Genomic DNA, 23,299 nt, shown 5'->3' on the forward strand with positions numbered 1-23,299 from the left:
ACCGATGGACGCAGCGGAGGGGCGGCTGGTTCGCCTTGTCGCGGCTCTGCGCCGGAGTCGCCGCGGGAGGCCGCCGAGCACCGTGGGAGACCGGTGTGCGGCGTCGCATGTCCGCCAGCAGGACAGGCTGTCCGGGGTGTCGAACATCGTTCGCAATTTCAGCGCGAGTCATTGACGCCGGGTTGCCCCGCGCCTACGGTCCCGTCCGAAGTGACGGGCGGGATTCGACATATCGAACACGTGGCCCGAAGCGAACGACCCGTACCCCTCAGAGACGAGCCGCCATGCACCCACACCACCCCAGTCGGCGCCGAGCCCTCGCAGGCGGAATCGGCGCCCTTGCGGCCGCCGGAGCCCTGGGCTCCCTGTCAGGTTGCGCCGCGCCCGCCACCGCGGCCGGGCCGGGGCAGACCCGGCTGCGGTTCTGGCATCTCTTCGGCGGCGGCGACGGCGTCAACATGGCGGGAATGCTCGACGACTTCCGCACCGAACACCCGGACATAGCCCTGGAGGCCGCGACCCTGCAGTGGGGTGCGCCGTACTACACGAAGCTCGGCATGGCCGGCGCCGGAGGCAGGGCACCCGAACTGGCAGTACTGCACCTCGCGCGGCTCGCAGGCTTCGCCCCCGGCAGACTCGTCGACCCCTTCGACCTCGATCTGCTGGCCGAACACGGGGTGGAGGAAAAGGACTTCCCGCCGGAGATCTGGAGCCGCGGCCGGGCGGGCGGCAAGCAGTACGCCGTGCCGTTCGACACCCACCCCTTCGTCCTCTACTACCAGACCGAGGTGTGCGAGAAGGCCGGGCTCATGTCGGGCGGCCGGCTCAAGCCGATCAGCGGCGCCGAGGAGTTCGCCGACGCGCTGCGCGCCGCGAAGAAGGTGACCGGACAGCCGGGCCTGGTGACGGAGACGCTCGGCCCCGACTGCATCACCCCCTGGCGCCTCTTCTCCACGTTCTACGCGCAGACCGGTGGCAAGGTCCTGTCGGAGGACGGCAAGCGCCTCGCGCTGGACGACGCCAAGGCCCTGGGCGTACTGGAGTACATGGCGGCCCTCTCCGAGGAGGGGCTGATGGTGCGCCGGTGCGACTACGGCGCCTCCGTGGGCATCTTCAACGCCGGGAAGACCGCCTTCCACCTCAACGGCGAGTGGGAGATCACCACCTTCCGGACGGCCGGGATCCCCTTCTCCATGACCCGCGTGCCCGCGCTCTTCGGCAGTGCCGCCGCGCAGGCCGACTGCCACTCCTTCGTCCTGCCGCACCAGAACGACCGCGGCGGCGCGACCAACGAGGCGGCGCACGCCCTCGTCGCCTGGATGCTCAAGAACTCCGTCGCGTGGGCCGAGGGCGGCCATGTGCCCGCCTATCTCCCGGTGCTCGACGATCCGGCGTACCTGGAGCTGAAGCCCCAGTCCGAGTACCGGGACGTGATCGACGAGGTGGCGCTGGACGAGCCCGCCTGGTTCGCCGGCTCCGCCTCCCGTATGTGGATCGAGCTCGGCGCGGTGCTCTCCGGTGTGCTCACCGGGTCCCGGACCCCGCGCGGTGCGCTGACCGAGTGCAAGGCCCGCCTGAGAACTCTCCTCGACACCCGCAACCCCCTTCCGGGAGCCGCGTCATGACCTCCACCACCGCGGCGGCACCGCCACCCGTGACGAAGCCGGCGGACGTCGTCCGCCCCACGGCCCGTTCCGTGGACAGGAAATGGACCGAGCACGGTCTGGTCTTCATCGCCCCGTTCCTGCTCGTGTACGGCATGTTCCTGGTCTGGCCGCTGATATCAGGCGTTGGCATGAGCCTGACCAGCGATAACATCACCGGCTCCGGAGGGGAGTTCGTCGGTCTCGACAACTATGCGGAGGCCCTGGGCGACCCCGAGGTGTGGTCCTCGCTCTGGAACACCGTCTGGTTCACCGTCCTGTCCACCGTCCCGCTCGTCCTGGTGGGGCTGGGCCTTGCGCTGCTCGCCCATCAGCTGCGTGTGGTGCAGTGGCTGTGGCGGCTGAGCTGGTTCGCCCCGTTCCTCCTGCCGTCCGGAGTCGTCTGCCTGCTCTTCGGGCAGATGATCTTTCCCTCCGGCTTCGGCCTCGCCGACCAGATGCTCGCCTCCGTCGGCCTGGAGCCGGGCATCGGATGGCTGAGCGACGAGCGTTACGCGATGCTCTCCGTCGTGGCCACCACCCTGTGGTGGACCGTGGGCTTCAACTTCCTGCTGTACCTCGCCGCTCTGCAGGCCATCCCGGCCCATCTGTACGAGGCCGCCGAGCTGGACGGAGCGGGCGGCAGGCACCAGCTGTGGCACATCACCATGCCGATGCTCCGCCGGACCACAGGACTCCTCGTGGTCCTCCAGGTACTCGCCTCGCTGAAGATCTTCGATCAGATCTACCTCATGACCGGCGGCGGTCCCGACGACTCCACCCGGCCGATCCTGCAGTACGTCTACCAACAGGGCTTCACCGGTTACCGCATCGGCTACGCCTCGGCCGTCTCCTACATCTTCTTCGCCCTGATCCTGACCGTCTCCCTGGTGCAGCCGCTGCTGTCCCGGCGCCGAGCTGAGGAGGCCGCAAAGTGAGCGGTTCCGTCACCGTCAGAACCCGTCGCGTACCCCGGAGCGAGCAGCCGGGCGGATCCGGGGGCCGGCGCCCGCGCTGGACACCCGCCAGGGTCGTCCTGCTCGTCATGGCCCTGGTCCTCGCGGTGGCCTGGCTCGTCCCGCTCGCCTGGGCCGTCGCCACCTCCCTGAAGCCGGAGGCGGAGACGACCGGGACGCCGCTCGAGTGGATCGGTTCGCGCATCACGTTCGACGCGTACTCCAAGGTCTGGGAATCCGGCGAACTGATGCGCTGGCTCATGAACTCGGCGTACATCTCGCTCATGACGACCGTGCTGACCGTGCTGACCTGCGCGATGGCCGCGTACGGATTCACCCGTACCGAATTCCGCGGACGCAGACTGCTCTACGGGCTGGTGCTCGCCGGCATCATGGTGCCGCCGCAGGTGCTCATCGCGCCGCTGTTCCAGGAGATGGTGCAGCTCGGCCTCGTCGACACCTACTGGGGCGTGATCCTGCCCCAGGTCGCGGTGCCCGCGATGGTGTTCATCCTGGTGAAGTTCTTCGAAGGCGTACCGAGAGAGCTGGAGGAGGCGGCCTTCGTCGACGGCGCCGGACGCTGGCGGGTGTTCTGGACGATCGTGATCCCGCTGTCGCGGCCGGTGCTGGCCGCCGTGGCGATCTTCACCTTCATCTCCACCTGGAACAACTTCCTCTGGCCGTTCCTCGTCACCACCGACCCGAACGGCATGACCCTGCCCGTCGGCCTCGTCAACGTCCAGTCGTCGTTCGGGGTGCGGTACGCACAGATCATGGCGGCGCTCGTGATCGCCGGGCTGCCGCTCCTGATCGTCTTCGCGCTCTTCCAGCGGCAGATCGTGCGCGGTATCGCGCACACCGGTCTGGGCGGCCAGTAGGGGCCGCACGAGGCGGTACGGCCGGGCGGCCCGCGCCCGGCCGTACGCCCGCGAGTGCGGCGGACCGTCAAGCGATGGACGTACCCCGCATCAACAGCAGCGCCACGTCCACCGACGCCGCGGCCACCGCCCCCGTGAGGGCCGCCTTGCGCCAGGTGCGCCGGGGCACGAACCCCGCGAACGCCGTCGGCACCACCGCCGCCAGCGCGAGCGCTCCCCACCAGCCGGGCGGTCCCGCGGGCCCCAGGACGAGCACCGCCGTCGCCGCCACCAGGGGTACGGGGAGCAGCATCCGGGTACGGGAGGCGCCCAGCCGCTGGGGCAGGCCGCGACTGCCGACCGCCAGATCCCCGTCGATGTCCGGGAGCACATCGCCCAGATGGGCCCCGACACCCAGCAGGGCCCCGGCTGTCACGACCCACCAGGCGGGCCAGGGGTGACCGGGCATGTTCAGGGCGACCAGGACGGGCAGGCCGCCGAAGCCGATCACGTACGGAAGCCACGAGAGCGCCGTCGTCTTGAGCTTCAGGTTGTACATCCACGCCGCCGCGACACCGGCGAGGTGCACCGCACCGGCGACAGGGCCGCACGCCAGCGACAGCGCCCCGCACAGCAGCAACGCGGCGGACGCCGCCTGCCACACGGTGCTCCGTGACACCACGCCGTCGGCCACCGGTTTCCCGCGGCGCCCGGCGGCCGCGTCGCGCCGGGCGTCGAAGGCGTCGTTGCACCAGCCCACCGAGAGCTGGCCCGTCAGTACGGCCCCGCCGACCAGGACGCAGCGGGCTCCCCCGAGCCCGGAGCTGACGGACAGTGCGACGACGAGGACGGTCACCGCGGCCACCGGGCCCGGATGGCAGGAGAGCGCCAGCCCCACCGCGGGGCGGGGCGGCCGCGTCACGGACTCGTACACCTGTGGCCGGTCAGTGGTGTCCACGAGGGGATCGTAAGGACTCCGGATCTCACGAACACGCCAGCCGCGCGTCGGATTTGCAGGGTTTCACCCCGTTATATGGGCAGGATGAGGGCCATGACCTCTCCGAAGCAGGGGCCAGGATGACCCGGATCGCAGCCGTTCACGGGGTCCTGCCACCGCACCGCCACACCCAGCGGGCGGTCACCGACATGGTGGCGCGCACCTGCCTGCCCGCGGGGGCCGACCGCCGCGTCCTGGACCGGATCCACGAGAACGCCCGGGTCCGCACCCGGAACATGGTTCTGCCACTGGAGCGCTACGGCGAACTGGACGGTTTCGGGGCGGCCAACGACGTGTTCATCGGCGCCGCGGTCGACCTGGGCGGTCAGGCGGTGCGCGGGGCCCTGCGGGCGGCGGGGCTGCGGCCCGCCGACGTGGACCTGCTGATGTTCACCTCCGTCACGGGAGTGGCGGCTCCCTCCATCGACGCCCGGCTCGTCGGGCGACTCGGTCTGCGGCCCGACGTGAAACGGCTCCCCGTCTTCGGCCTGGGCTGCGTCGCCGGAGCCGCAGGGGTGGCCCGGCTGCACGACTACCTGCTCGGCAGGCCCGGTCAGGTGGCCGTACTGCTGTCGGTCGAGCTCTGCTCCCTCACCTTCCAGCGGGGCGACCCGACGCCCGCCAACCTGGTCGCCACCGCGTTGTTCGGCGACGGTGCGGCGGCCGTCGTCGCAGTCGGCGGCGAGCACCGCGCCTCGGCCGACGGACCCGAGGTGATCGACACCCGCAGCCGTCTGTACCCCGACACCGAACGCGTGATGGGCTGGGACATCCGGAGCTCCGGCTTCAAGGTGGTGCTCGATCCGGCGGTCCCCGACGTCGTACGCCGGTATCTCGCCGACGACGTCCGCGGGTTCCTGGCGGAACACGGGATGAAGCCGAAGGACATCGCCCACTGGGTGTGCCACCCCGGCGGCCCCAAGGTCCTGGAAGCCGTCTCCGACGTGCTCGAACTCCCCGAGGGCGCACTCGACGTCACCTGGCGTTCGCTGGCCGACGTGGGCAACCTGTCGTCCTCCTCCGTGCTGCACGTCCTGAGGGACACGATGCGGCAGAGGCGGCCCGAGCCCGGCACGCCCGGTCTGCTGATGGCCATGGGCCCCGGCTTCTGCTGCGAACTGGTGCTGCTGCGTTGGTAGTCGGGAGGAACGCATGATCTGGTACACGGCCCTGGTGCTGGCCGTCGCGGGCGAACGCCTTGCCGAGCTCGCCGTGGCACTGCGCAACACGCGCTGGAGTCTGGCCCGCGGCGGCACCGAAGCCGGGCGCGGACACTACCCGGCGATGGTCGCCCTGCACACCGCTCTGCTGGCGGGATGCCTCGCCGAAACCTGGCTGGCCGGGCGCCCGTTCCTGCCGTGGTTCGGCTGGACCATGGTGGCTGTGGTGGCCGCGGCGCAGGGGCTGCGCTGGTGGTGCATCCGCACGCTCGGACACCGGTGGAACACCCGGGTCATCGTTGTCCCGGACCTGCCCCTGGTGACCGGCGGGCCCTACCGGTGGCTGCGCCACCCCAACTACGTGGCGGTCGCCGCCGAAGGGCTGGCGCTGCCGCTGGTCCACGGAGCCTGGACGACCGCCGTCGTCTTCACCGCACTCAACGCCGTACTCATGGCAGTGCGCGTCCGGTGCGAGGACCGGGCACTGGCCACCGCCCGGCCGGCAGCCGCGCGCCCGTGATCGACATCCTGGTGGCCGGTGGCGGTCCGGCCGGTCTGGCAGCGGCGATCCGGGCCGCCGGAGCCGGCCGGGAAGTCGTCGTGCTCGAACCCCGCGCCGCTCCCGTGGACAAGGCCTGCGGCGAGGGAATCATGCCCAGCGGAGTGGCGGCCCTGCAGGCGCTGGGCGTCGGCGTGGCCGGCCACGACCTGCGCGGAATCCGGTACGTCGAGGGCCACCGCAGCGCGGAGGCGACCTTCCGCGGCGGCACCGGGCTCGGCGTACGGCGCACCGAACTGCACGCGGCTCTGCACCGGCGGGCCCTGGAACTCGGCGTACGCATCGTCCCCGGAAAGGCCGGAGCGGTCCGGCAGGACGACGGCAGCGTCAGCACGGCGGGGCTGACGGCGCGCTGGCTGATCGCCGCCGACGGACTGCACTCCCCGCTGCGCCGCGAACTCGGCCTGGACCGCCCGGGGTCCGCCCCGCGCCGCTACGGTCTGCGCCGGCACTACCGGGTCGCCCCCTGGACGGACTTCGTCGAGGTCCACTGGTCCCGCCGCGGCGAGGCCTATGTGACACCCCTCGGGGACCGGCTGGTCGGTGTGGCCGTACTCAGCCGCGACCGCCGGTCCTACGAACAGCACCTGTCCTTCTTCCCGGCCCTGGCCGGTGCGCTCCGGGGCCTGGAAGCGGGTCCCGTCCGCGGCGCGGGACCCCTGCGTCAGGACGCACGGAGCCCGAGGGCCGGACGGGTCCTGCTGGTCGGTGACGCGGCGGGCTACGTCGACGCACTTACGGGTGAAGGCATCGCCCTGGCCATGGCGACCGCATCGGCTGCGGTCGCGTGCCTCACCGCGGACCGGCCGGAGGCCTACCCCGCGCGATGGGCCCGGCTGACACGACGTCACCGCATGCTCACCCAGGGCCTGTTGGCCGCCGCCCGGCAACCCGGCATCGCCCGGCTGATCGTCCCTGCCGCTCACCGCCTGCCCAGGGTGTTCGAGACCGCGGTACGCGCACTGCAGTAGGCACGACCCGGTGCCACCCCCGCCCGCCCGGTTCCGGACCGCGGTCCCGCTCTGCGATGCTGGCCCGGTGACGCCCTCGTCCCGAGCACCGCAAGCCATCACGGCAGACTCGCCCCACCCGGGTATCAACCCGCTGATGACCCAGTCCTGGCTGGATCTGGCCTTCCTGCACTGGCCGGCCGACCCCCTGGACGTGGCGCCGCTCCTGCCGGTCGGCACGGTTCCCGACACCCTGGACGGCGTCACCTACATCGGACTCGTCGCCTTCCGGATGCACCGCGTCGGCTGGTTCCGCCTCCCCGGAGTGCCCTACCTCGGGACGTTCCCGGAGACCAATGTCCGCCTGTACTCCCTGGACTCCCAAGGGCGGCGGGGTGTGGTCTTCCGCTCGCTCGACGCCTCCCGGCTGATCCCGGTGGCCGTTGCACGGACGGCGTTCCGACTGCCGTACAGGTGGTCGCGGATGGCGATCCGGCGTGACGCGGACACCCTCACCTACACCAGCAGGCGCCGGCCGGGCCCGCGGGGCGCGCACAGCCGGATAGTGCTTCGCGTCGGGGACCAGGTGGGGGAGCCCAGCGAACTCGAGCACTTCCTCACCGCGCGCTGGGGGATGCACTACACCTTCTTCGGACGGCAGACGTATCTCCGGAACACCCATCCCCGCTGGCCGCTGCACCACGCCCGGCTCATCGAGTGCGACGAGAACCTGGTGACAGCGGCCGGCCTGGCCGCACCGGCGGGGGAGCCGGCGAGCGTGCTGTACTCACCCGGCGTCCCCGTGCGCTTCGGCCGTCCGTCCCGGCCCGGCGGCATCCCCACCCCGTAGACCCGCCGAACGGTGGTCCGACCGAGGCTCATGCCGCGGCCGTACGGCATGTCGCGTCCCCGACCCGCAGGACACCGCTCTACTGTCGCCGCCACGGACCAGGACGACGCGGTGGGAGTGGCATGCCGGACGTACAGCAGCGTCGACGGCAGGGAGTGGCCAGGCTGGTCTGCGGACGGCGCACCAAGTGGCTGATCGTGGCGTTCTGGCTGATCGTCCTCGTCGTCGCCGCGCCACTCGCCGGGAAGCTCACCGACGCCCAGGACAACGACGCCACGTCCTGGCTGCCCAGCAGCGCCGAGTCCACCCAGGTCTGGGAGGAGTCCAAGGGATTCCGGCCCGAGATCATCACGGCGATCGTCGTGTACGCCCGGGAGTCCGGCCTGACCGGGGCCGACCGCACCCGGATCGCCGAGGACAAGCAGCAGCTCATGACGCTGCGCGCGCACGGTGTGCGCGGCGCGGAGACACGCGGACCGGTCTACGACAGCCAGAACGCACCCGCGGCCGCCCAGATCTTCGTGCCCATCACGATGGACGAGGACGGATGGGAGCGCATCGGTCCGGCGGTCGATTCCGTACGGGACGTCGTGGGCGGCAGCGAGGGAGGCCTCGCGGTCCACATCACCGGACCCGGCGGCGTGGCCGCGGACTCCGCCGACGCCTTCTCGGGCATCGACTCGACCCTGCTGTTCGCCGCGCTTGCCGTGGTGATCGTCATGCTGCTGATCACCTACCGCAGCCCGACCCTGCTCGTGCTGCCCGTGCTCGCCGTCGTCGCCGCACTGCTCGCCGCACAGGCCGTCATCTACCTGCTCGCCGCGCATGCCGGCCTCACCGTCAACGGACAGAGCGCCGGCATCCTGACCGTCCTCGTCTTCGGCGCGGGAACGGACTACGCCCTGCTTCTGGTCGCCCGCTACCGGGAGGAACTGCGCCGGCACGAGGACCGGCACGAGGCGATGGCGCGTGCGCTGCACCGCGCCGGGCCCGCGGTGCTCGCGAGCAGCGGCACCGTGGTGCTGAGCATGCTCGTCCTGCTGGTCGCCGAGATGAACTCCACGCGGGGCCTGGGTCCGGTTGCCGCGATCGGAGTGGCCGTCGCCCTGATCGCGATGCTCACGCTCCTGCCCGCCCTGCTGGTGATCTTCGGCCGGTGGGTGTTCTGGCCGGTCATCCCGCACTTCGGCAGCGACGAGCCGACCGAGCACGGATTCTGGGCACGGACGGGAGAGCGGCTCGCCGTGCGCCCGCGCAAGATCTGGGTGGCCACCGCACTCGTGCTCGCCGCCCTGTCCCTGGGCCTGATCCAGCTGCGCGCCGCAGGTCTCAGCAACGCAGACTCCTTCCCCGACAAGCCCGACTCCATCGTCGGCCAGGAGATCCAGCACCAGTACTTCCCGGCAGGCAGCGGCAGCCCGCTGGTCGTCATCGCGGACCTCGGCAAGGGCGCGCAGGTGCGCAGGGCGGTCGAGACGACCCCCGGAGTGGTGCCCGGCTCCCTCGTCGTACCGCCCGGTGCCAAGCCGGTGAACGACGGCCGGGTGATCTTCGAGGCGACGATGACCGACCCCGGGGACAGCGAGCAGGCCGAGCAGACCGTGGAGCGGGTCCGCGACGCGGTGCATCAGGTGCCGGACGCGGATGCCCAGGTGGGTGGCGACACAGCGGCGCTGCTCGACATGGACGCCGCCACCAGGCACGACAACCTGCTCATCATTCCGCTGGTCCTGCTGGTGGTACTGATCGTCCTGATGCTGGTGCTGCGCGCACTGGTGGCACCACTGCTGCTGATCGCGACCGTGGTGCTGTCCTTCGCCGCCGCCCTCGGTATCAGCGCGCTCGTCTTCCGCTACGTGTTCGACTACGCGGGCGAGACGACGGACTTCCCGCTCTTCGTGTTCGTGTTCCTGGTTGCACTAGGCATCGACTACAACATCTTCCTCACCACAAGGATCCGCGAGGAGGCCCTCCACCAGGGCACCAGGGCCGGTGTGCTGACGGGCCTCGCCGCCACCGGGGCCGTGATCACCTCGGCCGGACTGGTCCTGGCGGGCACCTTCGCCGCACTCGGGACCCTGCCTGTCGTGGCCTTCGCGGAGATCGGCTTCGCGGTCGCCCTGGGCGTGCTCCTGGACACCTTCGTCGTACGCTCCGTGCTGGTCACCTCCCTCTTCCTGGACATCGGCCCCGCCGTGTGGTGGCCCCACCGGCTCGCCCATGAGGACGGGGGCGCAGCGAGGAGGCCGGAGGCGCCGGCCGCGCAGCCGTAGGGTGCAGCTCAGGGCGCTCACGGCCGCGGTGCATCGCGGCTCACGGCTCGCCCGGTCCATGCCGAGGGTGTAAAAAGGGGACCATGGCCGGACGCTACGGCCGCCCGCGTTCGTTTCTCAAGATGAGGACCGTCGCAGGTCAGGTCTTTCTCCTGCAGTTGGCGATCGTGGTGTTGCTGGTCGCTGCTGCCGTGGCCGCGCTCGTGCTGCAGTCCCGGGCCGACAGCGCGCGGGAGGCGCGCAATCGCTCCGTCGCCGTCGCCGAGACCTTCGCGAACGCCCCGGGCATGGAAGCCGCCCTGGAGAGCCCGGACCCCAGCGCGGTGCTCCAGCCGAAGGCCGAGGCGGCACGGAAGGGCTCGGGAGTCGATTTCGTCGTCGTACTGAACCTCGACTCGATCCGGTACACCCACCCGCTGCCCGACCGGATCGGAAAGAAGTTCGTCGGCGACGTGAAGCCCGCACTCGAGGGCCACGTCGTCACCGAGAGGGTCAACGGGACGATCGGCCCCCTCGTGCAGGCCGTGGTGCCCGTCTTCGGTGCGAACGGCAAAGTCATCGGCATGGTGTCCGCGGGAATCACCATCGAGCGGGTGAGCGGCGTCGTCGAGGACCAGTTCCCCCTCCTCTTCGGCACCGCCGCGGGGATCCTGCTCCTCACCATGGGCGGAACGGCGCTCGTCAGCAGACGGCTCCGGCGTCAGACCCACGGCCTCGGCCCGACCGAGATGACCCGGATGTACGAACACCACGACGCCGTCCTGCACGCCGTCCGGGAGGGCGTGCTCATCGTCGGTGGGGACGGCCGGCTCCTGCTGGCCAACGACGAGGCGCGGCGGCTGCTCGGCCTGCCGGCGCAGGTGGAAGGCCGCCAGGTCACCGATCTGGGTCTCGACCCTCTCACCACCGATCTGCTGGTCTCGGGGCGCATCGCCACGGACGAGGTCCTCTCGGTCGGCGACCGGATTCTCGCGGTCAGCCAGCGCTCCACGGATCAGGACGGCGGGCCGCCGGGCAGCGTGACCACCCTGCGCGACACGACGGAGCTGCAGGCACTCACGGGCAAGGCCGACGTGGCGCGGGGAAGGCTGAAACTGCTGTACGACGCCGGTACGGAGATCGGCACAGCCCTCGATGTCGTACGGACGTGCGAGGAACTGGCGGACTTCGCCACGGCCAGGTTCGCCGACTACGCGACCGTCGACGTGGCGGAGACCGTACTGCGCGGCGAGGAGCCGACGGCGGCACGTACGGTCGCCGACATGCGGCGCACCGCGCTCAGCGGTACCCGGCACGACACGGGCCTCTACCCGCTCGGGTCGGTCATCCGCTTCATGCCGAGCACCGCCATCGGCGCCGGCCTGCTCAGGGGCGAGGCGGTCATCGACACGGACCTGTCGGCCCTGTCGGGATGGCAGGAGCAGCATCCCGCACGGGCCGAGCGCCTCGTCGAGTGCGGCTTCCACTCGATGATCGCCGTTCCGCTGAGGGCCCGCGGCGTCATCCTGGGCGTGGCCATGTTCTGGCGGGCGCAGAGGCCCGAACGGTTCGAGGACGAGGATCTGTCCGTCGCCGAGGAACTCGTGGCCCGCGCCGCCGTGAGCATCGACAACGCCCGCCGCTACTCACGTGAGCACACCGTGGCCGTCACCCTGCAGCGCAGCCTGCTGCCGCGCGGCCTCCCCGACCAGACCGCCATCGACGCGGCCTACCGGTACCTGCCCGCGCAGGCCGGGGTCGGCGGGCTCGGCGGGGTGGGCGGGGACTGGTTCGACATCATTCCGCTGCCCGGCGCCCGGGTGGCACTCGTCGTCGGCGACGTCGTGGGCCACGGTCTCCACGCGGCCGCCACCATGGGACGGCTGCGCACCGCGGTCCACAACTTCTCCACGCTGGACCTTCCCCCCGACGAACTGCTCTGGCACCTGGACGAGCTGGTCGCCCGGATCGACCAGGACGAGACGGCGGACAACTTCGCGGGTGGGGTCACCGGGGCCACCTGCCTCTACGCCATCTACGATCCGGTGTCCGGGCGCTGCACCATGGCACGGGCCGGCCACCTCCAGCCGGTGATCGTCCACCCGGACGGCGTTGCCGAGTTCGCCGACGTGCCCGGCGGGCCGCCGCTGGGCCTCGGCGGCCTTCCCTTCGAGACGCTCGACGTACAGCTGCCGGAGAACAGCCGGCTGGTGCTCTACACCGACGGGCTCGTCGAGGACCGGACCCGGGACATCGACGAAGGACTGGAACTCCTGCGCGGCACCCTCGCCGACTACGCCGACCGGACACCCGAGGAGACCTGCGAGGCGGTCCTGCGCGTCATGGTTCCCGCACGTGCCCGCGACGACATCGCGCTGCTCGTCGGCCGCGCACGCCGGCTCGCCGCGCAGGACGTGGCCGACTGGGAGGTGCCCTCGGACCCCGCAGCGGTGTCCCGCGTGCGCGCCGAGGTGTCCCGCAAACTGGCGGAGTGGGACCTGGTCGAGGAGGCGTTCACGACCGAGCTGATCCTCAGCGAACTGGTCACCAACTCCATCCGCTACGCCACCGGCCCGATCCGCGTCAGGCTGGTCCGGGACCGCACGCTGATCTGCGAGGTCTCCGACCGCAGCAGTACCTCGCCCCATCTGCGGCAGTCGGCCACCACGGACGAGGGCGGCCGTGGGCTCTTCCTCGTCGCACAGCTCGCGGAGCGATGGGGCACGCGCTACACCGACGACGGCGGCAAGGTCATCTGGACGGAGCAGCTGCTGCCGTCCACCGCGCCGCCCGAACGCTGACCGGACCGGGCGTACGTCAGCTCCGCAGGCAGTGCAGGAACATATGAGGTTCGGGTACCGCCCCGTCGCCGGCCGGCGTGAACACCGCGTTGTGCTCCCACTCCGCCGAGAGCCCCGCCCCGGCCGCCAGAGCGGCGAAGGCCTCGGGGGCGAAGCTGCTCACCCGCACCTGCTGGCCCATGAAGACCGTGCTCACGTCCCGCACGTCCAGCGGAACCGTGGCCAGGACCATGCGGCCGCCGTGCCGCAGTGCTCCCGCCAGCCGGTGCACGAGGGCGGACTGCTCCTCGCGTGACATCTGCAGAAGTGAGAAGTAGACGCAGATCGCGTCGAAACTCTCCTCCTCCAAAGGGAGTTCACGGATGTCGGCGCATCGGAAGGACGCCTCGGGCACTTGTCGTGACGCCAGATCGACCATGACCGGCGACACGTCGACCCCCAGCACCCGGTGCCCGGCGTCGGCCAGGGTCCGGGCGGTCGGCAGCCCCGTCCCGCTCCCGACGTCCAGGACGCGGCTGCGCGGTGCGAGCCGTCCCAGGAGCCGCGTCAGCGAGTCGCGGTGCGCGGCCGAACCGGCGAACGCGCGCTCGTAATCGGCGCCGATGGCGTCGAACGTCCGTGCCGCAGGGTGCTGGTGGCTGTCAGTCATGTCCGGCTCCGTTCGGTGCGGTTCTAGGGGACCAGGGCGACGGCCACGTACAGGCCGCTCTCCTCCGGCCGGGGTGCGGGCGTCCCGCGGTACCACTCGGGTGCCGTCACCACTCCGGGCTCGACCACATCGAGGCCCTCGAAGAAGCGCCCGAACTCGGAGCGGGTCCGCAGCGCGAGCCTGATGCCGCCCTTCCCGTACTCCTGCGTACCCTGCTCGCCCCGCTCGGGGTTCACGTCCGACGCGCCCTGGGACAGCACCACGAAGCTGCCCGGCGCCAACGAGGCGGTCAGGGTGCGCACGATGGCGTACGGGTCGTCGTCGTCGGGCAGGAAATGGAGGAGGCCCAGGAGCGAGAGTGCGACGGGGCGGTCGAAGTCCAGGACCTTGCGGGCGGCCTCGATGATCGTGCCCGCCTGGCGCACATCGGCGTGGACGTAGTCCGTCGCCCCCTCCGGACGGCTGATCAGAAGGGCTTCCGCATGCCTCAGGACGATCGGGTCGTTGTCGCAGTAGACGACGCGCGCGGCCGGGTTGATCTCCTGGGCTATCTGGTGCAGATTCGGCGCGGTCGGGATCCCCGTACCGATGTCGAGGAACTGGTCGACGCCCTCGCCGGCCAGCCAGGCCGTCGCGCGGTTCATGAACGCGCGGTTCTGGAAGGCGCCGGTCTTCGCCTCGATCGGCAGGTGCTCGGCCACCGCCTGGTCCACGGGGTAGTTGTCCTTGCCGCCGAGGAGCGAGTCGTAGACACGCGCCGAATGGGGCCTGCTGGTGTCGATCGGGGGCTGTGGCGTCCCAGTCGTCATGACGAGCTCCGTTGCAGATGAGGTGAACCGCTCCACCTGCGAAGTCTGCCACAGCAACTCCACCGCGATCAGCAGTTGTTGACGCTGTCCGGAGCGGGCACCGGCCCCCGGGAGACGCTCCCGGGGGCCGGTTCGTACATGGCCGCCGTCAGCCGGCGTCGACCAGACCGTGCGCCGGCACGGTCACCGTACGGGCGCCGGCACGGCCGCCCAGGACGACCTTGCGCAGCGCGCTGTTGTTGCCGAGGTTCGTCTCCTTCAGCCGCTTCTCGGGGTTGGCCAGCACCTGGATGTAGTAGGTGCCGTTGGGCAGCCCGGTGATGTCGAAGGACTGGCCGGGAAGGTCCTGCGTGTACGTGTCACCGGAGCCGACATCGAGCACCTCCCGTACGGAGATCGAGTTCTCCTGGCCGCACGCGGTGGACAGATCGGTGTTGTCCGGGTGCCAGTTGGCGTTCTTCACCGTGTAGTCGACGGCGTCCGTGTTGGCCAGGCAGAAGGCCTCCTTGCCGCTGCGGACGGTCTCCTTCTTGTCGGCCTTGAGCAGCCGGTAGCTCGCGAAGTCCGTGAAGTGCCAGTGCTCGTGACCCGGACGGGGGTCCCACTCCATGGTGCCGGTCGGTGTGTAGCCGACCTGCTTGCCCGAGGCGTCGTAGAAGTACTGGTAGGCGTCCATCAGCGCCTTGCCCGGAGCCCGGAAGCCGTCCACCACCAGCTGCGCGGGGCCCGCGTTCCACACATTGGCGCTGAACGCCAGGTAGTCCTTGCCCGGAGCGTCCGCGTCGCCCTCGGCGATGGTGATGCCGTAGGCGGGCAGCGAACGGAGGTCGGGCTTGGGTACGTCCGGGACCGCGGCCCGGCCGGCCGGCCGCTTCGCGTTGGGGCGGGCGGCGGGCGCCTGCCGGGAACCGTCCGTCCTCCCCGGACCGTCACCCGCCTGCGCGGACCGGAAGCCCTCCCGCTTGACCGCCCAGGGCAGCGCCGCCGGCGCGGGCGCGTAAGGGCCGTGGCCCACGTTGTACGAGGGACCCGCGCCGCTGGTGGCCGCCGCGGGCGCGGGCGTGCGTACGGCCGCGTGGCCCGAGTGCCCGGCCATGTGGGAGGCATGGGCGTCGGTCGACCGGGCGCCCGCGTTCTCCTCCCAGCTGCGCTCGCGCACGGTCACCTTGACCGTCTGCGGCTTGTCCGCGATGCCGAACAGGTCGCGATAGGTCTTGGTCACCGACACCTTCGCGGTGTACTTCCCGGCGGGGAGTGCGACCGGCGTCGAGGAGTAGCCCGCGTACGTGTTGGCCGCCCAGCCGTTCTCGACACCCCAGACCGAGCCGAGCGTGAACGGATTCACGGGACAGCTCTCGGGGTACTTCGACGTGGCCGGCGCGTCGGGGCGGACCCGTCCCGACGCGTTGTTCGGGCAGAACGACTCCGTCTTGTCGACCACGGTCTTGCCCGCGGCGTTCGTGACGGTGACGCGGACGAAGTCCGACAGCCCCGTGAAGTCCTTCACGAGCCCCTTGGGCAGGACCTTGGTGCGGGTCTTCTTCCCCACGCGGATGATCTGTGTGGCGACGACCGGGTCCTTGTAGGACGAGCGGGTCACCTTCAGTTCCAGAGGGGCCTTCGTGGCGGTGAGGTACGTACCGAGATCCAGGTAGACACCGGGCTCCTCCTTCCACGAGTCGAGCGTCACCGATGCCGAAGCGGCGATCAGGCCGAGCTCCGGAACGGGCTGTGCCTTCTTGGCGTCAGGTGCCGCGGCGGCGACGCCGGCGATCACGGTGATCGCCGCGGCGGCGGCGACGGCCGGTCGCCAGAGCCGGCTGCGGGGGGTTCTGGTGGTCATCGTTCCTCGATTTCCGAGCGCCCTGTGGGCAGTGGAGGATCTTTTCCTGTGAGAGCCGAGGAAGGGCCCCGGAGGTTGTCCGGCGGCTCATGAGTCACGGATCGTTGGCCGAAAGCCGGTCGTACGGTGTGGAATGAGACGTTGTCCTGCCGTTTCCGACCCGAACGCCCAGGACGTGTGTTACGCGGAGCCGGGCCCCGGGGGCTTCGTCCCGCGCCGGCTCACGACGCTGCGCCGCCCGTACCCGGACCGGCCGGCTCCGGGCTTCTGCGCGGGGCACGGAGGTGCCGGTGGTGAAGGGGTGGCGCATGCTGGTGGTGTGACCTGGAGACCCGATGTCGGCCGGGCACCGGGCGGCCCGTCTCTGGTGCTCGCCCAGGCTGTCGTCAGTGCGATCGAGGCCGTCGGCGGGTACGCCGGCGGCATCTACCTGCGCTCCCGCACTCCGGGGCTGCTCCTGATGGCGGTCCTCGCCGGGCTTCCCGCTCCCTTGATGCGCCCCTGGTGGCGCATGCATGTGAACCGTCCCTTCCCGGTGGCCGAGGCGTACCGCTCGGGCAGGCCCGTGTACCTCGGCGACGCCGAGGACGCCATGCGGCGCTTTCCGCAGCTCATGGCGGGTCTGCCGTTCCCCTTCGGGTCGCTGTACGTACCCGTCAGGAGCGGGCGCACCATCGTCGGTGTGCTCGTCGTGCTGCGCTACGCCACCCGCGGGGAACCGGTCGGCGGGGCCGACCGCAACAGGCTGCAGCGCATCGCGGAACATCTCGGCGCCGACATCGCGGAGCTGGAGAGGAACGGTCACCGGGCCGAGTGGGAAGGCGACCCCATGACCGTCCGGCTGCCCGCGGAAACCGCGCAGCCGATGCGGATCGGCCACTTCGACTGGGACCTCGCCACCGGAGCGGTCACCGCGGACGACGAGGCGTGCCTGATCCTCGGCACCGAGACGGCGGACCTCCACCCGGACACCGTGGAGGCGCTGACCGCCCGGCTGCTGCCGGAGGACGTGTGCGGACTGTGGACGCTGGGCAGCCGGGCCGCACGGTCGGCACAGCCGCACGTACGCCGGATGCGGCTGCGCGGCCCCGACGGCCGGTCGCTCCTGCTCGAGCTCTCGGGCCACGGGCCCGGCGCCGGGCAAGCACACCGTCTGACCGGTGTCCTGCTCGACCCGGGTGCCGAGCCCGTCGTCCCGGAGGCGGCCGACCGGATCCCGCGCGGCGTGCTCTCCCACGACCGGCTCGGACGGATCACGTACGTCAACCGGCTGGGGGAGGACATCCTCGGGCACAGACGGGCGGAGCTGGTCGGCCGGCTCCTGTGGGACGTGTTGCCCTGGCTCGCGCACCCCGCTTACGAGGACCACCACCGGGCGGCCCTCTTCTCCGACGCCCCCGTGCACTTCCGCGCCCAACGCAACCCGACCGAATGGCTGTCCGTGGCGATGTACCCGGGCCGCGACGGGGTCACGGTCACCGTCCTCCCCGCGCCGCAGCCCGACTACGCACCGCACTCCGTCGGCACACCGGGTGCGGGCCTCGGTTCCGCCGCCGACCGCGCCACCGTCCTGTACCGTCCGGTCGCCCTGGCCATCGCGCTGACGGAGGCCGTCACGGCCCGACAGGTGTCCGCCGTGGTCACGGAGGAACTGCTGCCCGCCTTCGGCGGCAGACAGCTGGCCATCTACCTGCAGAACGAGGGGCGCCTCTACCTGGCGTGGGAGACGGGTTTCCCGAAGGGCTTCCTGGACCGCTTCGACGGCGTCGGGCTCGACGCCCACATCCCGGGCGTGGACACGCTCACGACAGGCCGGCCACTGTTCTTCGAGTCCATGGAGAAGCTGGGGGCCTCCTACCCCGGCATCCCCATGGACACGAGCGTCGGCGCCCGCGCCTTCCTGCCGCTCATCGCCTCCGGTCGGCCGGTCGGCTCGTGCATCCTCGGCTTCGACCAGCCGCGGGGCTTCAGCCCCGAGGAGCGCACCGTGCTCACCGCCCTGGCCGGGCTCATCGCCCAGGCGCTCCAACGGGCCCAGCGCTACGACACCGAAGCCGCCCTGGCGCGCGGACTGCAGGACGCCCTGCTGCCGCACCGGCTCCCCGTGGTCGAGGGCGTCGACACCGTCGGGCGCTACCTCTCCGGCACCCAGGGCATGGAGGTGGGCGGAGACTGGTACGACGTCATCGAGACCGGCAGCGGGCTGGCCCTGGTCATCGGGGACGTACAGGGGCACGGTGTCGCAGCAGCCGCGACCATGGGCCAACTGCGCAGCGCTGTAAGGGCGTTCGCCCTCAGCGGGCACGACCCCCAGGAGATCATGAGCGCCACCAACCGGCTGCTCATCGACCTGGATCCGGGCCAGTTCGCCAGTTGCTGCTACGTCGTCCTCGACCCCGGCACCGGCTTCACCCAGGCCGTACGGGCGGGCCACCCCCAGCCCGTACTGCGCCACCCCGACGGCCGGACCGAGGTCCTGGACCTTCCGGGCGGCGTCGTGCTCGGCGTCGACCCCGAGGCGTCGTATCCGGTGACCGAACTGCACCTCACCCCGGGCGCCGTGCTCGCCCTGTTCACCGACGGACTCGTGGAGAAGTCGGGAGAGGACATCGACGAGGGGATCGAGCGTCTGCGCAGCACCCTCGCCGATGTGAGCCACGCGCCCCTCGCCGAGATGGCGGACCGGGTCATCGGGCAGGCGATCCAGGACGAGGACCGGCCCGACGACATCGCGCTCCTGCTGGCCGCCTGCGGGGTGTCGCCCGGCTGACCGGGCCGGATAGGTTCGTCGGATGGGTATGGAGCGCGCACGAACCGTGCGGGGTGTCACGACCCCGGGATGTGCCGAGTGCGACGGCACGGTCGCCCCCGACGGCCACTGCTGGGACTGCGGTGCGGCGCAGCCGGCGTTCCGTTCGCACGTGGAGATCACCGCGGACATCGGTGCGGCGGCGGTCAGCGACCGCGGCCGACGGCGGGCGATCAATGCGGACGCCATGGTGCTGGCCACGGCCGGCCGGTGGACGATCGGCGTCGTCTGCGACGGCGTGTCGATGTCACCGCGGGCCGAGCGCGCCGCGAAGGTCGCGGCCGACGTCGGCGCGAGGTGGCTGACGATGCGTCTGAGCGCCGGAGCCCTGCCGGAGACCGCCCTCGACGACGCCGCCGTCCGCGCGGCGCACGCGGTTGCGGCCCTGGCCGTGACGAAGGACGCCGCCCCGGCCTGCACCTATGTCGCCGGCATCGCAGGTCCGCAGGGCATCTGGAGTTCCTGGATCGGCGACAGCCGCGCCTACTGGCTCCCGGACGAGGGGCCGGGAATGGCGTTGACCGAGGACGACACCGGTGAGCACGAGGCGCTCTCCACCTGGCTGGGAGCGGACGCGGGAGAACCGGCGCCGCAGGTACGGAGCTACCGGCCGTCGGTGCCCGGCCGCCTCCTGCTGTGCACCGACGGGCTGTGGCGGTACCTGCCCGACGCCGAGGCACTGCGGTCGGCGCTGCCCCACCGGCGGCGCGGGGCCTCGGCCCGGGGCGACGGCCTGATCGAGGACGCGCGGTCCCTGGTGGACCTCGCCCTCGACGCGGGTGGGCACGACAACGTCACGGCACTGCTGATTCCCGTCGGCACCTGACGCGCCCGTGTCCGTCATACGGACGCGGCCGGAGCGGACTGCGCCGGAGACGTGCTGGTGAGGCATCCTCTGCTGGTTGGGTAGAACGGGCCCGGAGCGGCAGGCGCACGTCCGGTGCGCAGCCGGTACGTGCCTGTGACGGCGAGCGATTTGGAACAAGATGGCAGAGAACTCGGACCTGTTGGCCTTTGTACGGGCGCGCCTTTCCGAGGAGGAGCGCACTGCGCAGGAAGCCGGCGGCGAGGGCTGGCGGTGCCCTGCGGAGGCCCCTGGCGAGGTGCACGACCGCACGAGCGGTATCGCGTTCGTCGTGCGGAACCGTGGTTACGACCGGCACATCGCCCTGCAGGACCCCGCGCGCACGCTGCGCCGCATCGAGACGAACAGGGTCCTGCTGGACGAGTACGAGGAGATCGCGTCCATGGACACGGACCGTCCTGGCCAGGACTTCGTCTCCGGCCGTGCCGTGGGGCTGGGGTTCGTCGTCAGGCAGATGGCCGCGGAGTACGCCGGGCACCCCGACTACCGGGTGAAGTGGCTGCCCAGGTACTCGCATTGGGGTCCGCCCGCTGCGCCCGGGGCATGACCGGTCCAGGTACGGCAGGCGGCGGCGAATGAGTACGGGGGAGCCGCCGGCCTGAGTACGTTGCCCGATCCCGCGTCGGACCGGCGCTGATCGAATGGGAGCCATGCTCCCCGACGCGCCGCGGCGCCCCCGCATCCAGAATCTGACGAGTGCCGGCACGGCCCTGGCCGTGACCCTGCTCCCGCTGGCTGCCGGGGTGCTGCTGGCCCGGACGATGGCGCTCGACCCGATGACCTCTGTCAACGCGATGGTCACCAGTGGTGGACAGCGTGCCCGCATCGGACCTGCGGGCTGGGCGCTGAACGCTCGAACGCGTGAACTTCTTTCGCGACGTAATGGAACTCCTGTCCAGGAAAGCGCTGTCGCTTTCGTTACACGATGCGTGCGGGCAGGACGGGGGTGCGCGGGGGGCGGAGCGAGGCGTGACGGGGGCGCTGTGACCAGGGGAACGGCCCGCTGAAAGGGTCGGTGCAAGGATCAACGGTTGACAGGTATACGACCGTCGGGATCGGTGTCGATTGCAGTCGTGTGTGACAGAAATGTCCGTACTTTGTCACACGAACCAGGGCATCTTCCGGCCACAGCGAAAGCGGGACAAAGTTTGCGTTCCCGGCACCACGCCGGGGCCGAACAACGCCCGGCACTTCGTTCCGGGCCTGCATTGATGAGGGGTTTCCATGTCCCGTTCCGCACGACGGATCACCGCTACCGTTCTCGCCTCAGGCGCACTGCTCGCCGCAGCGGCACTCCCTGCCAGCGCCGATGGCCGGGACCACGGCCACAACAGGCCGTCCCAGCGCTCGGCAGTCGTCCTGGGCAAGATCCAGTACGACAGTCCCGGCCGGGACAACGCGTCCAACCGCAGCCTGAACGCGGAGTGGGTCACCGTGACCAATACCGGACGCCGATCCGTCAACCTCCGTGGCTGGACGCTCACGGACGAGAGCAACCGCTCCTACCGCTTCGACCTCCGCCTGCCCGGCCGCTCCTCCGTCCGGGTCCACACGGGCGTGGGCCGGGACAGCCGGCACGACGTGTACCAGGACCGCCGCCAGTACGTGTGGGACTCCCGGGACACCGCGACCCTGCGCGACAACCGTGGCCACAAGGTCGACTCCAAGTCCTGGGGCCGGCACAACGGCGGCGGCAACGGTGGCGGTAACCACAACGGTGGCGGCCACAACAACGGTGGCGGCCACAACAATGGTGGCGGCAACCACAACGGTGGCGGACACCACAACGGTGGTGGCGGCAACCGCTGATCCGACGGCTTGATGCGGCGTACCACGGCTTCGGGGCCGTGGTACGCCGCAGTTCGTTCCACCGGAGAAAGCAGGGGCGAGCGGCGCCGGGCGGGGGAGCGGCCCGCATTCGGTGGAGGGCGAGCCGCGTCGGGCGGGGGCTGTGCATCGCGAGGTGGCCGGTGATGTCAGGATGGCCTCATGACCATCAAGGCGTATTTCGACATCACCATCGACAACGAGCCCGCCGGGCGGATCGTGTTCAACCTTTTCGACGACGTGGCGCCCAAGACCGCGGAGAACTTCCGCGCCCTGGCCACCGGCGAGAACGGCTACGGCTACGCCGGTTCGCCGTTCCACCGCGTCATCCCCGACTTCATGCTGCAGGGTGGCGACTTCACCCGGGGTGACGGCACCGGTGGCAAGAGCATCTACGGCGAGAAGTTCGCCGACGAGAACTTCACCCTGAAGCACAACAAGCCGGGTCTGCTCTCGATGGCCAACGCGGGCCCGAACAGCAACGGTTCGCAGTTCTTCATCACCACCGTCCTCACCCCGTGGCTCGACGGCAAGCACGTCGTGTTCGGTGAGGTCGCCGACGAGCCCAGCATGGAGCTGGTCCGCAAGATCGAGTCGTACGGCTCGTCGACCGGCCGGACCAAGGCCCAGATCGCCGTCTCCGCGTCCGGGGTCCTCTGACACTCGCATCGGGGCTCCCGGCCGCGCTTTCCGCAGGCCGGGGCCCCGCACGCAGCCGGTGAAGACGGCGCGGCCGCCGTGTCGGCCCGATCGCGGGCCCGCGGAACCGTAGCGTGGCGCGGGCAACCGCTGACGTGTGCGGTTCCGGACCGGAGTGGCGCCATGTGCTGGAGTGCGACCGCCGATCTCGTCGCGGGCGCGGGAGTTGTCGCGATCGGGGTGGCCTGCGTCGCGCGACCGTCAAGGGCCCGCGATCTGCCGCTCGCCTCGCTGCCACTGCTGCTCGGGGCACACCAGATCATCGAATCGGTCATCTGGCGCTCCGGAGGCGGCAGCGGGACCGCCACCCTCGTCTGGGCCGTCATCGCGCTGCCCCTGCTGGCGCTCTGGGTGCCGCTGGGAGTGCTGTGTGCGGCGCCGCCCACGGCCCGCCGCCGACTGTCGGTCCCTCTCGCGGCCGGCATCGCGACCGCCGCCGCTCTGTCGTACAGCCTGGCCACCCGTCCCGTCACGGCCGACATCCGCGGCCACACGCTCGGCTACGTCCTCGACCTGGCCCTCCCGGAACTGCTCGTGGCGGGCTACCTGCTCGCCACCGTCGGGGCCCTGCTGCTCTCGGGAGACCGGTGGCTCGAGCTGCTGGGCGTCCTGGTCGCCGTGGGTGCGGTGGTGTGCGTCGCGCTGTGGCGCACGGAATTCATCTCCACCTGGTGCGCCCTCGCGGCACTGTGCTCGGTCGTGCTTCTCGGCTGGACACGGCGGAGCCCGGCCGCCGCGAGCTGATACGCGGCCGCGCCCCGGAAGGCGTCCCG

Annotated in this window: 19 protein-coding genes; 15 read left to right on the top strand and 4 right to left on the bottom strand. The window is 71.2% G+C overall.

Annotated elements, in window-relative coordinates:
- Positions 1-284: 284 nt before the first annotated feature.
- Genes OG257_RS34960 through OG257_RS34970 form a run of 3 tightly spaced genes read left to right on the top strand, consistent with a single transcriptional unit; the run spans position 285 to position 3,477 of the window.
- Positions 285-1,625, top strand: coding sequence for an extracellular solute-binding protein (locus OG257_RS34960; RefSeq protein ID WP_329214095.1), 1,341 nt, complete (start codon positions 285-287; stop codon positions 1,623-1,625).
- Positions 1,622-2,581 carry a carbohydrate ABC transporter permease gene (locus OG257_RS34965; RefSeq protein WP_329214097.1) on the top strand — a complete coding sequence of 320 codons (960 nt, stop codon included), beginning with the start codon at positions 1,622-1,624 and terminating at the stop codon, positions 2,579-2,581. Before OG257_RS34960 ends, OG257_RS34965 begins: the two co-directional genes overlap by 4 nt.
- Positions 2,578-3,477, top strand: a complete 900-nt coding sequence (locus OG257_RS34970; RefSeq protein WP_329214099.1) for a carbohydrate ABC transporter permease — start codon at positions 2,578-2,580, stop codon at positions 3,475-3,477. The genes OG257_RS34965 and OG257_RS34970 overlap by 4 nt, the downstream gene beginning before the upstream one ends.
- A 67-nt stretch (positions 3,478-3,544) precedes the next feature.
- On the opposite strand, the gene OG257_RS34975 is transcribed toward OG257_RS34970, so the two are convergent.
- Positions 3,545-4,414: a UbiA family prenyltransferase gene (locus tag OG257_RS34975; protein ID WP_443054524.1), complete on the bottom strand. Its 870-nt coding sequence runs from the start codon at positions 4,412-4,414 to the stop codon at positions 3,545-3,547.
- Positions 4,415-4,533: 119 nt separating this feature from the next.
- On the opposite strand from OG257_RS34975, the gene OG257_RS34980 reads away from it, so the two are divergent.
- The 6 genes from OG257_RS34980 to OG257_RS35005 all read left to right on the top strand — a co-directional run bounded on the left by OG257_RS34980 (position 4,534) and on the right by OG257_RS35005 (position 13,025).
- Positions 4,534-5,592 (top strand): type III polyketide synthase, encoded by a 1,059-nt coding sequence (locus OG257_RS34980; protein ID WP_329214101.1) that lies wholly within the window; start codon positions 4,534-4,536, stop codon positions 5,590-5,592.
- A gap of 13 nt (positions 5,593-5,605) precedes the next feature.
- Entirely contained in the window at positions 5,606-6,133 is a 528-nt protein-coding gene (locus OG257_RS34985; RefSeq protein WP_329214103.1) for an isoprenylcysteine carboxyl methyltransferase family protein, read from the top strand.
- Positions 6,130-7,143 (top strand): NAD(P)/FAD-dependent oxidoreductase, encoded by a 1,014-nt coding sequence (locus OG257_RS34990; RefSeq protein ID WP_329214105.1) that lies wholly within the window; start codon positions 6,130-6,132, stop codon positions 7,141-7,143. Before OG257_RS34985 ends, OG257_RS34990 begins: the two co-directional genes overlap by 4 nt.
- Positions 7,144-7,279: 136 nt before the next feature.
- Positions 7,280-7,972: a YqjF family protein gene (locus tag OG257_RS34995; RefSeq protein ID WP_329214107.1), complete on the top strand. Its 693-nt coding sequence runs from the start codon at positions 7,280-7,282 to the stop codon at positions 7,970-7,972.
- A gap of 122 nt (positions 7,973-8,094) precedes the next feature.
- Positions 8,095-10,245, top strand: coding sequence for an MMPL family transporter (locus tag OG257_RS35000; RefSeq protein ID WP_329214108.1), 2,151 nt, complete (start codon positions 8,095-8,097; stop codon positions 10,243-10,245).
- 83 nt (positions 10,246-10,328) lie between these two features.
- A complete protein-coding gene (locus tag OG257_RS35005) occupies positions 10,329-13,025 on the top strand; it encodes a SpoIIE family protein phosphatase (RefSeq protein WP_329214111.1) in 2,697 nt (898 codons plus the stop codon).
- A gap of 16 nt (positions 13,026-13,041) precedes the next feature.
- Here OG257_RS35005 and OG257_RS35010 read toward each other — a convergent pair whose 3' ends face one another.
- The 3 genes from OG257_RS35010 to OG257_RS35020 form a co-directional block, all read right to left on the bottom strand.
- The gene (locus tag OG257_RS35010; RefSeq protein ID WP_329214112.1) at positions 13,042-13,674 is read right to left on the bottom strand and encodes a class I SAM-dependent methyltransferase; all 633 of its coding nucleotides are present in this window, start codon (positions 13,672-13,674) and stop codon (positions 13,042-13,044) included.
- Between the two features lie 23 nt (positions 13,675-13,697).
- A complete protein-coding gene (locus tag OG257_RS35015; RefSeq protein ID WP_329214114.1) occupies positions 13,698-14,483 on the bottom strand; it encodes an SAM-dependent methyltransferase in 786 nt (261 codons plus the stop codon).
- A 148-nt stretch (positions 14,484-14,631) separates the two neighbouring features.
- Positions 14,632-16,326: a lysyl oxidase family protein gene (locus OG257_RS35020; RefSeq protein WP_329214117.1), complete on the bottom strand. Its 1,695-nt coding sequence runs from the start codon at positions 16,324-16,326 to the stop codon at positions 14,632-14,634.
- Positions 16,327-16,645: 319 nt separating this feature from the next.
- On the opposite strand from OG257_RS35020, the gene OG257_RS35025 reads away from it, so the two are divergent.
- From OG257_RS35025 to OG257_RS35050, 6 genes are all read left to right on the top strand, one after another.
- On the top strand, positions 16,646-19,096 hold the full coding sequence (locus OG257_RS35025; RefSeq protein ID WP_329214119.1) for a SpoIIE family protein phosphatase: 2,451 nt from the start codon (positions 16,646-16,648) through the stop codon (positions 19,094-19,096).
- A 22-nt stretch (positions 19,097-19,118) separates the two neighbouring features.
- Positions 19,119-19,961: a PP2C family protein-serine/threonine phosphatase gene (locus OG257_RS35030; protein ID WP_329214121.1), complete on the top strand. Its 843-nt coding sequence runs from the start codon at positions 19,119-19,121 to the stop codon at positions 19,959-19,961.
- A gap of 160 nt (positions 19,962-20,121) precedes the next feature.
- Positions 20,122-20,547, top strand: coding sequence for a DUF6221 family protein (locus tag OG257_RS35035; protein WP_329214123.1), 426 nt, complete (start codon positions 20,122-20,124; stop codon positions 20,545-20,547).
- 677 nt (positions 20,548-21,224) lie between these two features.
- Positions 21,225-21,809 (top strand): lamin tail domain-containing protein, encoded by a 585-nt coding sequence (locus OG257_RS35040; protein WP_329214125.1) that lies wholly within the window; start codon positions 21,225-21,227, stop codon positions 21,807-21,809.
- A gap of 180 nt (positions 21,810-21,989) precedes the next feature.
- Positions 21,990-22,487 (top strand): peptidylprolyl isomerase, encoded by a 498-nt coding sequence (locus tag OG257_RS35045; protein ID WP_329214127.1) that lies wholly within the window; start codon positions 21,990-21,992, stop codon positions 22,485-22,487.
- Positions 22,488-22,649: 162 nt separating this feature from the next.
- A complete protein-coding gene (locus OG257_RS35050; RefSeq protein WP_329214129.1) occupies positions 22,650-23,270 on the top strand; it encodes a DUF6629 family protein in 621 nt (206 codons plus the stop codon).
- The last annotated feature ends 29 nt before the right edge of the window (positions 23,271-23,299 follow it).

Origin of the sequence: Streptomyces sp. NBC_00683, assembly GCF_036226745.1 — a bacterium.
Classification (GTDB): Bacteria; Actinomycetota; Actinomycetes; order Streptomycetales; family Streptomycetaceae; genus Streptomyces.